The following is a 13,972-nucleotide window of genomic DNA, read 5'->3' as shown; positions in this document are numbered from 1 at the left end:
CCGGATGGCATGGCGACTTTAACCCCTCGTCGCGTGTACGGACAGGAAAACCCCGCGGCCTTGGCCCGGTGGAATCAGATGATCCGACCATCCAGTTCGGCCACGCCAACCAGCTCGGCGTGAAAGCGGTCGCCGCGTTGCAACGCGGCCACGCCAGCCGGCGTGCCGGTGAAGATCAGGTCGCCGGCCTTCAGCTCGAACAGCCGGGACAGCGCGGCGATGATCTGCGGCACGCCATGCAGCATGTGCTCCAGCGTGGTCTGCTGGCGCGGCTCGCCGTTGACCTCCAGCCGCAGCACGGTGCCCGCCCCCGGCGTGGCTTCCGCCGCGCGGCGCAAGGCGGACACCGGGGCGGAATGGTCGAACCCCTTGGCCACGTCCCACGGGTGGCCCTTTTTCTTGGCTTGCGCCTGCAGGTCGCGGCGGGTCAGGTCCAGCCCGACGCCGTAGCCGAAGATCAGCGCCGTCGCTTTGTCGGCTTCGATGTCGGTACCGCCGGCAGCCAGCGCCACCACCATCTCCACCTCGTGGTGCAATGATGTCGTGGCCGACGGATACGGCACGTCGGCGCCGTCGCTGACCACGGCGTCGGCCGGCTTGCAGAAGAACATCGGCTGTTCCAGATCCACCGTGCCGCCCATTTCAGCGGCATGGTCGGCATAATTGCGGCCGATGCAGAATATGCGGCGGACGGCGAAACGCTGGTCGCTGCCGATGACGGGGAGGCTGGGAATGGCGGGCGGATCGATGATGTAGGTCATCCGCCAAGCGTAGCAAACCGCAGTGCAACGCGACGTTCGGAACCGGGTGACAGCTGTCATCGACGATGGCTGATGCCGCACCCTGACCACGCCGCGGTCGATCGATCAATCTTGCATGCATCGCACACCGGGCAAACCGGTCGGGGAGTGAGGGTGGACAACGCCGAGCTATTGAAGGAACTGCGCATCGATCGCGCCCAGCGCGAGGCGCACGACAGCGGCCCGGGCCGCTGGCCGTGGATCGTCGCCGGCGTGCTGGTGCTGCTCGCCTTGCTTGGCGGCGCGGGCTGGCTGTGGCTGGGCCTGCGGCCGCTGCCGGTGAAAACCGCCATCGCCGTGGCGCCCGCCGCCGCGGGCGAATCCGGCGCGGTGCTGCAGGCCACCGGCTACGTCACCGCGCGCCGCCAGGCCACCGTGTCGGCGCAGATCACCGGCACGCTCACCGCGGTGCTGATCGAGGAGGGCGACCGCGTCAGCAAGGGCCAGGTGCTGGCGCGGTTGGACGACAGCGGCTACAAGGCCACGCTTGCCGCGGTGAAGGCGCAGGCCGATGCGGCGCATGCGCTGGTGACGCAGTACCAGTCGCAATTGAACCAGTCCGAACACGACGCGAAGCGCCAGCAGCAGTTGGTCGAGCGCGGGCTGGTGTCGCGGCAAAGTGCCGAGCAGGCACAAACCCAGGTGGCCAGCCTGCGCGCCCAGCTCGCCGCGCAGCGCCAGCAGGCGCATGCCGCCGACGCCCAGGCGGCGGTGGCGAAGGTGAATTTCGACTACACCGTGGTGCGCGCGCCGTTCAGCGGCGTGGTCACCACCAAGGACGCGCAGGTGGGCGAAATCATCTCGCCGCTGTCCGCCGGCGGCGGCTTCACCCGCACCGGCGTGGGCACCATCGTGGACATGGATTCGCTGGAGATCGACGTCGACGTCAACGAGGCCTACATCGGCCGGATCAAGCCGGGCATGCCGGCCGACGCGGTGCTGGACGCGTACCCGGACTGGAAGATTCCCGCCCACGTGGTCGCCATCGTGCCCACCGCCGACCGCGGCAAGGCCACCATCAAGGTGCGCGTGGCGCTGGAGCAGAAAGACGCGCGCGTGGTGCCGGACATGGGCGCGCGGGTGTCGTTCCTGGAAGAAAAGGCGAAAGCGGGCGCCGCCGCGCCGCAAGGCGTATTGGTGCCGGCCACGGCGATCGTGCAGCGCGACGGCCACAGCGTGGTGTTCGTGCTCGATGGCGAGCAGGTGCATCAACGCACGGTGACGCCGGCCACCCAGACCTACGGCGACCTGCGCCTGCTGCCCACCGCGGTGAGCGCGGGCGAAAGCGTGGTGGTGTCGCCGCCACCGGCATTGAAGGATGGTTTGGACGTCCAGACAGCGAAACCCTAGATTTCATATCCCGGTGGGAGCGGCTTCAGCCGCGATGCTCTTCCCCGGGGCTTCCAGAAGCAGAAGCATCGCGACTGAAGTCGCTCCCACAAACGCCAGCACATCGTCGGAGAAAGCCATGGCCACACTGATCGATATCCAGAATCTCGCCAAGAGCTACACCCGCGGCAAACAGAAAGTCGAAGTGCTGCACCACGTCGACCTGACCATCGCCGAAGGCGATTTCCTGGCGCTGATGGGCCCCTCCGGCTCGGGCAAGACCACCTTGCTCAACCTGATCGGCGGCCTCGACGCACCCAGCGCCGGCAGTATCAGCGTGGGTGGCCAGCGCATCGACCAGCTCGGTGGCGGCGCGCTGGCGAAATGGCGCGCGTCGAATGTCGGTTTCATCTTCCAGTTCTACAACCTGATGCCGATGCTGTCGGCACAGCGCAACGTGGAGCTGCCACTGCTGCTGACGAAACTGTCAGCGGCGCAGCGCAAGAAAAACGCGTCCATCGCGCTGCAACTGGTGGGCCTGGCCGATCGCGCCAGCCACAAGCCCAGCGAGCTTTCAGGCGGCCAGCAGCAGCGCGTGGCGATCGCCCGCGCCATCGTCTCCGACCCGGCGCTGCTGGTCTGCGACGAGCCCACCGGCGACCTGGACCGCCAGTCCGCCGAGGATGTGCTGGGCCTGCTGCAGCAGCTCAATCGCGACCACGGCAAGACCATCGTGATGGTCACCCACGATCCCAAGGCGGCGGAATACGCCAGCCACACGCTGCATCTGGACAAGGGCGCGCTGGTCGAGCAAGGCGCGTTTGCGTGATGGGTGCCGCTGCGTTGTCCCGCCAACATCGCGCTCTGTTCCTCCCCCTGCGCGCAGGGGGAGGCTGGGAGGGGGTGGCTTGGGCGGGCGAACAAGATCAAGAGCCGACCCCTCCCCAGCCCTCCCCCGCAAGCAGGGGAGGGAGCACAGCATCCCTTGATTCGCAGAGGGTCCTCTCATGAAATACCTGCACCTCATCTGGGCGGCGCTGTTCCGGCGCAAGACCCGCACCGTGCTGACCCTGGTGTCGATCATCGCCGCGTTCCTGCTGTTCGGCATGCTCGACGCGGTACGCACCGCGTTCGACTCGGGCAGCCAGGGCATCGTCGGCGTGGACCGGCTGGTCACCTCGTCGCGGTATTCGATCATCCAGCCCTTGCCCGAATCGCTGGGCGCGCGCATCGCCACGATCCCGGGCGTGCGCGACGTGGGCCACGCGAACTGGTTCGGCGGCATCTACCAGGATCCGAAGAACTTCGTTTTCAGCTACGCGGTGAGCCCGAACTACCTCGACCTGTATCCGGAGATCCACCTGTCGGCCGAGCAGCGCAAGGCCTTCGACGGCAACCGCACCGGTGCGGTGATCGGCGACAAGCTGGCGCAGAAATACGGCTGGAAGGTGGGCGACAAGATCCCGCTGCAGTCGACCATCTTCCCGCTGAAAAACGGCTCCAAGACCTGGACCTTCGACATCGAGGGCATCTACACGGTGGACAAGGATGCGGCCAACGGGCTCGACCAGTTGTTCATGCTGCACTGGAAATATTTCGACGAAGCCAATGCGTTCGGCAACGGCACGGTCGGCTGGTACGTCGACCGGCTCACCGACCCGGCGCTGGGCGACCGCGTGGCGCATGCGATCGACGCGCTGTCGGCCAACTCCGACCATGAAACCAAGACCCAGACCGAGCAGGCCTTCAGCGCCTCGTTCGCCAAGCAGCTGGGCGACATCGGCCTGATCGTGGGCTCGATCATGGGCGCGGTGTTCTTCACCCTGATCCTGCTGACCGCCAACACCATGGCGCAGGCGGTGCGCGAACGCACGTCGGAGCTGGCGGTGCTGAAGACGATCGGTTTCTCCAGCCGCAGCGTGCTGGCGCTGGTGCTGGCCGAATCGGTGCTGCTGTTGCTGATCGGCGGCGTGATCGGGCTGGGTCTGGCCGCCGTGCTGGCGCCTGCCATCGGCAAGGGCAGCGGCGGCATGATCAACCTGCCGCCGGTGGGTGCCGGCAGCTGGGCGATGGGCGTGGGGCTGATGGTGCTGATCGGGCTGGTGGTGGGCGCGTTGCCGGCGTGGCGCGCGATGCGGTTGAACATCGTCGATGCACTGGCCGGTCGCTGAGGAGAATCGGATATGCGCACATTCAAGTCGTTCCTGCGCGGCCTGGGCCTGGTCGTCATCGTGATCGCGGGCCTGCTCATCTGGTCGCGCCTGCCGTGGACCGCCGTGCTGGCGCTGGTGGTGGTGCTGGCGCTGTGGCTGGTGCTGACCCGGCGTGGTCGGCAAACGCTATCGATCACAAGCGTGGGCATCAGCAGCCTGCGCCAGCGCATCGGCGCCTCGCTGGTGGTGGTGGTCGGCATCGCCGGCGTGGTCGGCGTGCTGGTGGCGATGTTGGCGATGGGCGAGGGTTTCCAGAGCACCTTGCAGCAGACCGGCTCGGACGACACCGCGATCGTGTTGCGCGGCGGCTCCAACGCGGAGCTGAACTCCGTGCTCGACCGCGACAGCATCAACGTCATTCTCCAGGCGCCGGGCGTGGCGCGCAGCGCCGACGGCAAGCCGGTGGCATCGGCCGAACAGTCGGTAGTCGCCAACCTGCCCAAGCGCAGCGACGCCAGCGTCGAGGCGAACGTGCCGATCCGCGGCGTGGGCGACGAAGCGTGGACCTTGCGGCCCAACGTGAAGATCGTGCAGGGCCGCCGCTTCAAGCCCGGCCTGCGCGAGCTGGTGGTGGGCCAGGGCGCGATGCGCCAGTTCGCCGGGCTGGACGTGGGCAGCCGGCTGCGGCTGGCCGGGCAGGAGTGGTCCATCGTGGGCGAGTTCGCGTCGGGCGATTCGCACGACTCGGAGCTGTGGGGCGACGCGCAGACGGTGGCCTCGGCCTATCGCCGCGGCAGCAGCGCGCAATCGGTGACCGTGCGGCTGACCTCGCCGCAGGCGTTCGACACGTTCAAGGCCGCGCTGTCCAGCGACCCGCGCCTGAAGGTCGATGTCAGCACCACTCGCGAGTACTTCAGCAAGCAGTCCGAGAGCCTCACCAAGGTGATCCGCATCGTCGGCATCACCGTGGGCGTGATCATGGCGATCGGCGCGATCTTCGGCGCGCTCAACACCATGTTCGCCGCGATCGCCTCGCGTGCGCGCGAAATCGCCACGCTGCGCGCGATCGGTTTCCGCGGCCTGCCGGTGGTGGTCTCGGTGCTGATGGAAACCATGTTGCTGGCGCTGCTCGGCGGTGTGCTCGGCGGGTTGATCAGCTGGCTGATCTTCAACGGCTACACCGCCTCCACCCTGGGCGCCAACTTCAGCCAGGTGGTGTTCCAGTTCAAGGTGTCGCCGGAGCTGCTGTGGCTGGGCATCAAGTGGGCGATGGCGATCGGTTTCGTCGGCGGCCTGTTCCCCGCCGTTCGCGCCGCCCGGCTGCCGGTGACCACGGCGTTGCGGGAGCTGTAGAACGATCCACGGGAACGCACGCTGTGCGTTCCCGTGCGTGTTTCAGGGCATCACCGGCGGCACGTAGTCCAGTGTCATGCCCAGCAGCCACAGCATGCCCAGCACCAGCGGCACGTGCACCACCAGCTGCACGAAGGTGTAGCCGACCACGTCGCGCGCCTTCAGCCCCAGCACGCCCAGCAGCGGCAGCATCCAGAACGGGTTGATCAGGTTGGGCAGCGCCTCGGCCGCGTTGTACACCTGCACCGCCCAGCCCAGGTGCACGTGCAGGTCATTCGCCGCCTGCATCACGTACGGCGCCTCGACCAGCCACTTGCCGCCGCCGGACGGCACGAAGAAGCCCAGGATCGCCGAGTACGCACCCATCACCGCGGGAAAGCTTTCCTGCCCGGCGATGTGCACGAACAGGTTCGACAACCGGTGCGCCAGCGTCGCGCCATCGGCGCCGGGCACGTGGGTGAGCAGGGCGGCGATGCCGCCGTACAGCGGAAACTGGATCAGCACGCCGGCGGTGCTGGGCACGGCGCGATGCACGGCGTCGAGAAAACTGCGCGGCCGCCAGTGCAGCAGGATGCCCAGGGTGAGGAACAGGAAGTTGTAGGTGTTGAGGTTGGCGATCGCGGTGACGGCCGGCTTGCTGGCGAACTCGTGGCCCAGCCAGCCCAACCCCAGCAGACCGATCGCCAGCGAAAGCAGCGGGCTGTATTCCAGCCATTCGCCGGGGCGTGTGCGCGGTGGCAGCGGCGGGGTGGAGCTTTCGCCGATGTCGAAGTCGTTCGAGGTGCGTGCGTTCGCATCCGACGGCGCGGTGAACCAGCACACCAGCAGCGACACCACGATCAGCACCGCGGTCAGCACGATCGACTGCCACAGGAAAATCGTCTGGCTGAAAGGCAGCACGCCGGTGATCGCCAGCAGCCCCGGCGGCATGCTGGCCGGGTTTGCCTGCAATTGCGCCGCCGACGACGAAAGACCCATCGCCCAGATCGCGCCCAGGCCCAGATATGCCGCCGCGCCGGCGGCACGGTAATCCATGTGCAGATCGGTGCGACGTGCCAGCGCACGTACCAGCAGCCCGCCGAACACCAGCGAGAAGCCCCAGGAAAGCAGTGACGCCAGCATGCTGACCAGGGCGATGTAGACGATCGCGCCGCGCCCGCTGCGCGGCGCCCGCGCCAGCACGTCGATGAAGCGCGCTACCACCGGCGCGGTGGCCAGCACGTAACCGCCGATCACCACGAAGGCCATCTGCATGGTGAACGGGATCAGGCTCCAGAAGCCGCTGCCGAATGCGTTGACGGTAGCCGTCGGCGTGGCACCGAAGGCGAAAGCCGCCAGCGCCACCACGACCACGCCCAATGCGGCAAACACCCAGGCATCGGGAAACCAGCGTTCCGCCCACGCGGCGCTGCGCAGGGCCGCGCGGGCCATCCATCCTTCTTGCCGTGTGTTCATGCTGCGCACCCCCCGCTCTAATGAAACAGCGCCAACGCCGCCAACGGCGGCGTTCCGTTCGCCCCTCCCCCTGCTTGCAGGGGGAGGTTGGGAGGGGGGAACGCTTTTGACGTGAAGATCAAGAGCGCCCCCTCCCCAACCCTCCCCTGCTTTGCAGGGGAGGGAGCAAGCAGCGAGGCTACCGCTTCTGCTTCGCCAGCGTGATCGCCACCACGCCGACCAGGATGATCGCCATGCCGGCCAGGTCGTACGGCCCCACATGCTCGCCGGCCAGCAGCACGCCGAACAACACCGCCACCGGCGGGTTCACGTAGGCGTAGCTGGTGGCCAGGGCAGGGCGCGCGTGCTTGAGCACGTAGAGGTAGGCACTGAACGCGATGATCGAACCGAACACCGCCAGATACGCCAGCGCCAGTGTCGCGTGCAGGGTGGGGTTCGCGGGCAGGTGCTCGCCGCTGGCGTAGCCGACCACCAGCAGCGCAACGCTGGCGCAGAGCATCTGCGCGGCGGTGTTCATCGGGCCCGGCGGCATGTCGCGACCACGGCTCCAGACCGAGCCGAACGCCCAGCAGGCGGCCGCCACCAGCAAGGCCAGCGCGCCCACCGGCGAGCCCGACAGGCTGCTGCCCAGGTTCAGCACGATCACGCCGGCGAAACCGATCGCCAGGCCAATGGTTTCGCGCCGGTTGGGCCACTGCCCGTACATGCCGGAAAACAGCGCCGCAAACAACGGCATGCTGGCCACCGAGACGGCGGCGATGCCCGAGCTGACCCGTTCTTCGGCAAAGCACACCAGCCCGTTGCCCATACCCAGCAGCAACAGGCCGGTGAACGCCGCGTTGCGCCATTGCGGGAGCGTGGGTGCGGCCATGCCGCGCAGTCGCAGGAAGCCGTACATGACCACGCCGGCACACAGGAAGCGCACGCCGGCCAGCAGGAACGGCGGGTAGCTTTCCAGCGCGAAGTGGATGCCCAGGTAGGTCGACCCCCAGATCACGAACAGCGCGAACAGCGCCAGCGGGATCAGTACGCGGGGATCGGCCAGGGAGCGCGGCGATTCAGCCGCGGCGCAGGTCGAAAGGTCGGACATGGTGGGGTGGGGTTATCCGGAGACGGCGCTGGATTATCCGCTTCTCGCCACCCTTTTGCGCGTTTGCGGGTGGGCTCAGTGAGCCACCGGCCGGTGGTGGTGCAGCACCACGAATTCGCCTTCCAGCACTTCCGGCTGGTGCGCGCGCGGGGTTGAACCCGGCGCCAGCTTGCGGCCGTTCGTCCAGTAACGCCACGCCAGCAACACCATGCCGCCCACCATCAGCACCCCTGCCACCACCAAGCCGAACACCAGCAGCAAACCGATCAACGCCACGCCCAGCAACAGCGACAGGGCGCGGGCCAGCGGGTGGCGGGAGCGACGCATGGAGGGGAGTGAAAAGTGCATGTGTTAAAAATCCGTGTGGTAAAATCAATGACTTGCGGGCGTAACCATGGGGCCAACCGGCCTCCGAGGCAAGTGCCGATGGACACAATCACCACCGTTTTGCCGCTGTGCCGGCTGCAGGATATTCCCGACGGCGGGGCGACCGCCGTCGATGCGCTGCTGGCCGATGGCGAGCAAAGCCTGATCCTGTTGCGTGATGGTGAAGAGGTGCGCGGCTATCGCAATGTGTGCCCCCATGCCGGCCGTCGCCTCGACTACGCGCCGGGCAAATTCCTGCTCAAGGACGACACCCTGATCTGCGCCGTCCATGGTGCCACCTTCCAGCGCCAGGTCGGGCTGTGCATGGCCGGCCCCTGCCGCGGTGAAAGCCTGCGTGCGGTGACGTTGCGGGTCGAGGGCGACGAGGTGTGGCTGGCCTGAGACCGCTCAGCGGAAAACCAGGTTGATCGCCACGATGGTCACCAGCAGCACCAGCGCCGTCAGCGGCAGGCCCACGCGCAGGAAATCCTTGCTGCGATAGCCGCCCGGGCCGGTCACCATCATCAGCGCCGGATGGCCCGAGCTGAGCAGGAAGGTGTTGGATGACGACACCGCCACGATCAACGCATACGCCGACGGGTTGCCGCCGGTGGCCACCGCCACGCTGATGGCGATCGGCACCATCATCACGGTGGCGCCCACGTTCGACATCACCTGCGAAAACAGCAGCGTCAACACGCCCAGCACGATCTGCAGCACATACGGCGAGGCGCTGCCCAGGTAATGCAGCACCTGCTGCGCCAGCCACGCGGCGGTGCCGGTGGAATCCATCGACCAGCCCAGCGGGATCAGGCAGGCGGTGACGAAGATCGTCTTCCAGTTGATCGCCTTGTACGCCTCGTCCATGTTCAGCACGCCCGACAACAGCATCGCGATGGCGCCGGTCATCATCGCCACGGAGAGGTCGAGGTTGGTGAACAGGGCCAGGCACTTGGCCATCACGAAAAAACCGACCGCCTGCCAGATCTTGCCGGGCCGCTGCTCATCCTTGGGGATGTCGGTGACCACGACCAGGTCCTTGTCCTCGGCCGCCAGCGACAGGTCGCGCCAGTTGCTGTGCAGCACCACGGTGTCGCCGGCGCGCAGCGTGACCGCGCGCACGTCGTCACGAAATACCTGGTCGCCGCGGTTCACCGCCAGCACCGAAATGCCGAAGCGCTTGCGCAGCCGCAGGTCGCCGATGGTCTGCTTGATGAAGCGCGACACCGGCGGAATCACCACTTCGGAAATGCCGGCGCGGGTCGGGTTGAACAGCTCGCCCAACTGGCGCATGCGCGGCGACAGCCGGCACAGCTGGTTGTTGGCGAACTGGTTGAGCTGTTCGCGCGGGCCCAGCACGCCCAGCACCGAGCCCACCCAGATCACGTGGTCGGCCGGCGGCGCCATGCGCGCGTCATTGCCGCTCTTGATCGCCAGGATCAGCGGCGCCTCGTGCAGTTGCTCGGCCTCGCCGATGCTCATGCCCACCAGCGGGCTTTCCGCGGTAACGGTGAGCTCGGCCGTCTCGCCGCCGATGCCGTAAGTCTCGGCGAAGTAGCTCTCGGTGCGCCCGGGCGTCACCTTCAGCCGCTCGTCCTCGTGCCCGGGCAGCAGCTTGCGGCCGAAGAAATAGAAGTAGCCCACGCCCACGAACGCCAGCGCCAGGCCGATCGGGGTCACGCTGAACAGGCCGAATTTGGGGATCGTGTGCGCGCCCGGCGGCAGGTTGGCGTTGGCGCTGGCGATCAGGTCGTTCAGCACGATCAGCGGCGAGTTCGCGATCAGCGTGGTGTTGGTGGCGGTGAGGATGCAGAACGCCATCGGCAGCAACAACCGCGACAACGGCACGCCGGTGCGCGCCGACAACCGGCTGCTGACCGGGATCATGATCGCCGCCAGCGCCTGGCTGGGGATCACCGCGCTGAACAGGCTGGCCACCAGATTGATCACCACGCCCAGGCGCGACTCCGCCCCGCGCGCCATGCGCATCACGAAGTTGGCGGTGAGGTTGAGCACGCCGGCGCGGTCCAGCCCCTCGCCCATGATCATGATCGCGATGATCGCAATCACCGCGTTGCCGGCGAAGCCGTTGAACACGCGGTCGGCCGGGATCAGCCCGGTCAACCCGATCACCACCACCACCAGCAGCGCCACCATGTCGGCGCGGATCCACTCCAGCACCAGCATGATCATGGTGAAGCCCACCAGACCCAGCACCAGGATCATGTCGGGGGTGAGCGACAGACCCATCAGCGTGCGTCCCGCGTTGGCGTTGCGCGCAAGTGGCTAGGCGATGGCAGTGGAAGCTTCACGCTGCGACGATTCGTCCCTGGATGGATCGCGTGAGTATAAGCGGCGCGGAGCGGTTGCTGGTGAACTGGAGGCCAAGAGCGACCCCTCCCCAGCCCTCCCCCTGCGACCGAAGGAAGTCTCTTTGGGACAAGCAGGGGACGGGAGCAAGGCGCGCAGTCTGCAGGTGCCAGGGAGCACGGCGCTTTGCTCCTCCCCCTGCTTGCAGGGGGAGGTTGGGAGGGGGTTACGCTTTTCCGCACGACAAACAGCGAAAGGATTCGCCATGCAGCGCCAATGGACCCGCGCCCGCCAACTGCGCAACGCCAGCACCGACGCCGAGCGCCGCCTTTGGTACTTCCTGCGTCGCCGTCAATTGGCTGGCCACAGGTTCCGCCGGCAGTATCCGCTGGCCGGCTACATCGTGGATTTCATCTGTGTGCCGGCACGGTTGGTGATCGAGCTGGATGGTGGCCAGCATTTGGACGCCATCGAATACGACGAACGGCGCAGTGCGGCTTTGCAACGCGAAGGCTATCGCGTGCTGCGGTTCTGGAACGACGATGTGCTGTTGCGCACGGACGATGTGATGAGGGAGATTTTTCGGGTGCTGGAGGAAAAGTCAGAAGCTTGACCCCCTCCCAACCTCCCCCTGCCAGCAGGGGGAGGAGCAAAGCCGGCGGTTCTCGCTCCCCTGCTTGCAGGGGAGGGTTGGGGAGGGGTAAAGCTCTTGTTCTCAAACCTTCCGATACAACAAATCCCAGACCCCGTGCCCCAGCTTCAACCCACGCCGCTCGAAATGCGTTTCGATGCGCCAGGCGGGCTTTTCCGCGTATTGGCCGGGCGCCAGGTCGTTGCGCCAGTCCAACGCCGACTCCATCACCGCCAGCATGTGTTCGGCATACGCCTGCCAGTCGGTGGCCAGGTGCAGCAGACCGCCCGGTGCCATCCGCGACGCCAGCAGGGCCACGAATTCGGGCTGGATCAGGCGCCGCTTGTTGTGACGCGCCTTGTGCCATGGGTCGGGGAACCAGATGCGCACCTCGGCCAGCGTGCCGGGGGCGATCTCGTGTTCCAGCACCTCCACCGCGTCGTGCTTGTACAGGCGCACGTTGGTGGCATCGCGCTGGGCCAGTGCATTCATCAACCGGCCCACGCCGGGGCCGTGCACTTCCACGCCGATGAAATCGCGCCCGGCGTCATGCTCGCTGGCCCAGGCCAGCGCTTCGCCGTTGCCGAAGCCGATCTCCATCACCAGCGGCGCCGCGCGCCCGAAACTGGCCGAAAAATCATGCGGCGCGCCGCGGTAGTCGATGCCGAAGCGCGACCACAGCGTGTCGAACGCGCGCTGTTGCGCGGGCGTCATGCGTCCCTCGCGCAGCACGAAGCTGCGGATGCGGCGCATGTAATGGGCGTTGTCGTGAGGCGTGTCGGTCATGCGGGTCGTTGGGTGCGGCATGGAGAGGGTTTCAGCCGATGACGCGACGTGGCGCGGCATCCCATCGGAAACCCCGGGTGATGGCCGGCCATTGTAGCGAGTGCCGCCGTTTGCCGAGCCGGCGATGGCGCCGGCAGTTCCAACCGCGCGAATCCCGGGTTACCATCCCTCGACCCATGCGGGTGTAGCTCAATGGTAGAGCTGTTGCTTCCCAAGCAACTGACGAGGGTTCGATTCCCTTCACCCGCTCCATCCCCGTGGTCCTTGTCGACGTCTTCGAACCTGCATGATCACCGCGGATCTCTTGGTGCTGGGATGGCGCGAGCGGGTTTGCCTGCCGCAGCTGGGCATCGGCCTGCTCAAGGCCAAGCTCGACACCGGTGCGCGCAGCAGCGCGCTGCACGTGGATACGCTGGAAACCTTCGATCGCGACGGCACGACGTGGCTGCGTTTCGGCATGCATGTGGGGCGCCGGCAACCACACGAAGTCCTTTGCGAGGCGCCGGCGCTGGACCGGCGCGTGGTGACCGACACCGGCGGACGGCGCACTGAGCGCTGGTTCATCCGCAGCGCAGTACAACTGGCCGGCCAGCAATTCAGTATCGATATCAACCTCGTGGATCGCCGACACATGCTGTTTCCCATGCTGCTCGGCCGCAGCGCCCTGGTGGGGCGTTTTGTGGTCGATCCGGCCCGTTCCTATACCCAGCCGCGGCCGACGCTGCCGGCAGCGGACCTTTCCCGATGACCTTTGCATGAAGATCGCGATCCTGTCGCGCAATACCCGTCTGTATTCCACCAAGCGGCTGGTCGAGGCGGCGCGCGAGCGCGGCCACGTGGTGCGCGTGCTCGACCCGCTGCGCTGCTACGTGCGCATCGCGCCGGGTGCGGTGGCGATCCGCTACCAGGGCAAGGCGGTGCGCGATATCGATTGCGTGATTCCGCGCATCGGCACCTCCAGCACGTTCTACGGCACCGCCGTGCTGCGCCAGCTGGAGATGATGGGCGTGTACACGCCCAATCCCTCGGACGCGGTGCTGCGCGCGCGCGACAAGCTGCGCTGCCTGCAGATGCTGGCGGCGCAGGGCATCGACATGCCGGTGACGGTGTTCGGCGACAACCCCGACGACACCGCCGACGTGCTGGCGATGCTGGGCGAGCCGCCGCACGTGATCAAGCTCAACGAGGGCAGCCAGGGCACCGGCGTGGTGCTGGCGGAAAAGCGCAGCGCCTCGCAAAGCGTGATCGAGGCCTTCCGCGGCCTGTACGCCAACTTCCTGGTGCAGGAGTTCGTCGCCGAGGCCAACGGCAGCGACCTGCGCTGCTTCGTGGTGGGCAAGAAAGTGGTGGCGGCGATGCAGCGCGTGGCCAGCCCCGGTGAATTCCGCGCCAACCTGCATCGCGGCGGCAGCGCGGTGGCGGCCACGCTCAGCGCCGACGAGAAACGCATCGCGGTGCGCGCCGCCTGCACCCTGGGGCTGGGCATCGCAGGGGTCGACCTGCTGCGTTCCAACCGTGGCCCGCTGTTGCTGGAGGTGAACGCCTCGCCCGGGCTGGAGGGCATCGAAGCGGCCACCGGCGTGAATGTTTCCGGCCACATCATCCAGCACCTGGAGCAGCACGCGGGCAAGTGATTTTCTGTTCGGTGACGCGAAAACACGCCGGATTAACCGCTCTGTAACTTTCGAACCTCTATAAC

At 67.1% G+C, this 13,972-nt stretch carries 14 protein-coding genes and 1 tRNA gene; 9 read left to right on the top strand and 6 right to left on the bottom strand.

The annotated features are described in order from the left end of the window. Positions 1 to 74 precede the first annotated feature (74 nt). Entirely contained in the window at positions 75 to 761 is a 687-nt protein-coding gene (locus UU9_RS07520; protein WP_007081137.1) for a fumarylacetoacetate hydrolase family protein, read from the bottom strand. 153 nt (positions 762 to 914) lie between these two features. Between UU9_RS07520 and UU9_RS07515 the strand changes: the two genes are divergently transcribed. The 4 genes from UU9_RS07515 to UU9_RS07500 all read left to right on the top strand — a co-directional run bounded on the left by UU9_RS07515 (position 915) and on the right by UU9_RS07500 (position 5,635). Next, positions 915 to 2,150: an efflux RND transporter periplasmic adaptor subunit gene (locus tag UU9_RS07515; RefSeq protein ID WP_007081136.1), complete on the top strand. Its 1,236-nt coding sequence runs from the start codon at positions 915 to 917 to the stop codon at positions 2,148 to 2,150. 118 nt (positions 2,151 to 2,268) lie between these two features. Continuing rightward, entirely contained in the window at positions 2,269 to 2,958 is a 690-nt protein-coding gene (locus UU9_RS07510) for an ABC transporter ATP-binding protein (protein ID WP_007081135.1), read from the top strand. A gap of 178 nt (positions 2,959 to 3,136) precedes the next feature. Then, the gene (locus tag UU9_RS07505) at positions 3,137 to 4,300 is read left to right on the top strand and encodes an ABC transporter permease (RefSeq protein WP_007081134.1); all 1,164 of its coding nucleotides are present in this window, start codon (positions 3,137 to 3,139) and stop codon (positions 4,298 to 4,300) included. Positions 4,301 to 4,312: 12 nt separating this feature from the next. Further along, positions 4,313 to 5,635, top strand: a complete 1,323-nt coding sequence (locus tag UU9_RS07500; protein ID WP_007081133.1) for an ABC transporter permease — start codon at positions 4,313 to 4,315, stop codon at positions 5,633 to 5,635. A 42-nt stretch (positions 5,636 to 5,677) separates the two neighbouring features. Here the strand turns inward: UU9_RS07500 and UU9_RS07495 are convergent, their stop codons facing one another. From UU9_RS07495 to UU9_RS07485, 3 genes are all read right to left on the bottom strand, one after another. Beyond that, positions 5,678 to 7,066: a short-chain fatty acid transporter gene (locus tag UU9_RS07495; RefSeq protein ID WP_007081132.1), complete on the bottom strand. Its 1,389-nt coding sequence runs from the start codon at positions 7,064 to 7,066 to the stop codon at positions 5,678 to 5,680. Between the two features lie 202 nt (positions 7,067 to 7,268). Next, positions 7,269 to 8,180, bottom strand: coding sequence for a drug/metabolite exporter YedA (yedA, locus tag UU9_RS07490; RefSeq protein ID WP_007081131.1), 912 nt, complete (start codon positions 8,178 to 8,180; stop codon positions 7,269 to 7,271). Between the two features lie 75 nt (positions 8,181 to 8,255). Further along, a complete protein-coding gene (locus UU9_RS07485; protein WP_007081130.1) occupies positions 8,256 to 8,528 on the bottom strand; it encodes a hypothetical protein in 273 nt (90 codons plus the stop codon). A 78-nt stretch (positions 8,529 to 8,606) separates the two neighbouring features. Between UU9_RS07485 and UU9_RS07480 the strand changes: the two genes are divergently transcribed. Continuing rightward, on the top strand, positions 8,607 to 8,948 hold the full coding sequence (locus tag UU9_RS07480; protein WP_007081129.1) for a Rieske (2Fe-2S) protein: 342 nt from the start codon (positions 8,607 to 8,609) through the stop codon (positions 8,946 to 8,948). Between the two features lie 6 nt (positions 8,949 to 8,954). Here the strand turns inward: UU9_RS07480 and UU9_RS07475 are convergent, their stop codons facing one another. Continuing rightward, the gene (locus tag UU9_RS07475; protein WP_007081128.1) at positions 8,955 to 10,796 is read right to left on the bottom strand and encodes an SLC13 family permease; all 1,842 of its coding nucleotides are present in this window, start codon (positions 10,794 to 10,796) and stop codon (positions 8,955 to 8,957) included. A 325-nt stretch (positions 10,797 to 11,121) separates the two neighbouring features. On the opposite strand from UU9_RS07475, the gene UU9_RS07470 reads away from it, so the two are divergent. Then, a complete protein-coding gene (locus UU9_RS07470) occupies positions 11,122 to 11,469 on the top strand; it encodes an endonuclease domain-containing protein (protein WP_007081127.1) in 348 nt (115 codons plus the stop codon). A 102-nt stretch (positions 11,470 to 11,571) separates the two neighbouring features. Here the strand turns inward: UU9_RS07470 and trmB are convergent, their stop codons facing one another. Continuing rightward, entirely contained in the window at positions 11,572 to 12,273 is a 702-nt protein-coding gene (trmB, locus tag UU9_RS07465) for a tRNA (guanosine(46)-N7)-methyltransferase TrmB (RefSeq protein WP_007081126.1), read from the bottom strand. Between the two features lie 178 nt (positions 12,274 to 12,451). On the opposite strand from trmB, the gene UU9_RS07460 reads away from it, so the two are divergent. The 3 genes from UU9_RS07460 (at position 12,452) to rimK (ending at position 13,907) form a co-directional block, all read left to right on the top strand. Further along, positions 12,452 to 12,525 (top strand) — tRNA-Gly (locus tag UU9_RS07460). Positions 12,526 to 12,559: 34 nt separating this feature from the next. Next, a complete protein-coding gene (locus UU9_RS07455; RefSeq protein ID WP_007081125.1) occupies positions 12,560 to 13,021 on the top strand; it encodes an ATP-dependent zinc protease family protein in 462 nt (153 codons plus the stop codon). 7 nt (positions 13,022 to 13,028) lie between these two features. After that, entirely contained in the window at positions 13,029 to 13,907 is an 879-nt protein-coding gene (gene rimK / locus UU9_RS07450) for a 30S ribosomal protein S6--L-glutamate ligase (RefSeq protein ID WP_007081124.1), read from the top strand. Positions 13,908 to 13,972 lie beyond the last annotated feature (65 nt).

This window comes from Rhodanobacter fulvus Jip2 (genome assembly GCF_000264315.1).
Lineage (GTDB): Bacteria > Pseudomonadota > Gammaproteobacteria > Xanthomonadales > Rhodanobacteraceae > Rhodanobacter > Rhodanobacter fulvus.
This window is presented reverse-complemented; position numbering and strand designations above follow the sequence as displayed.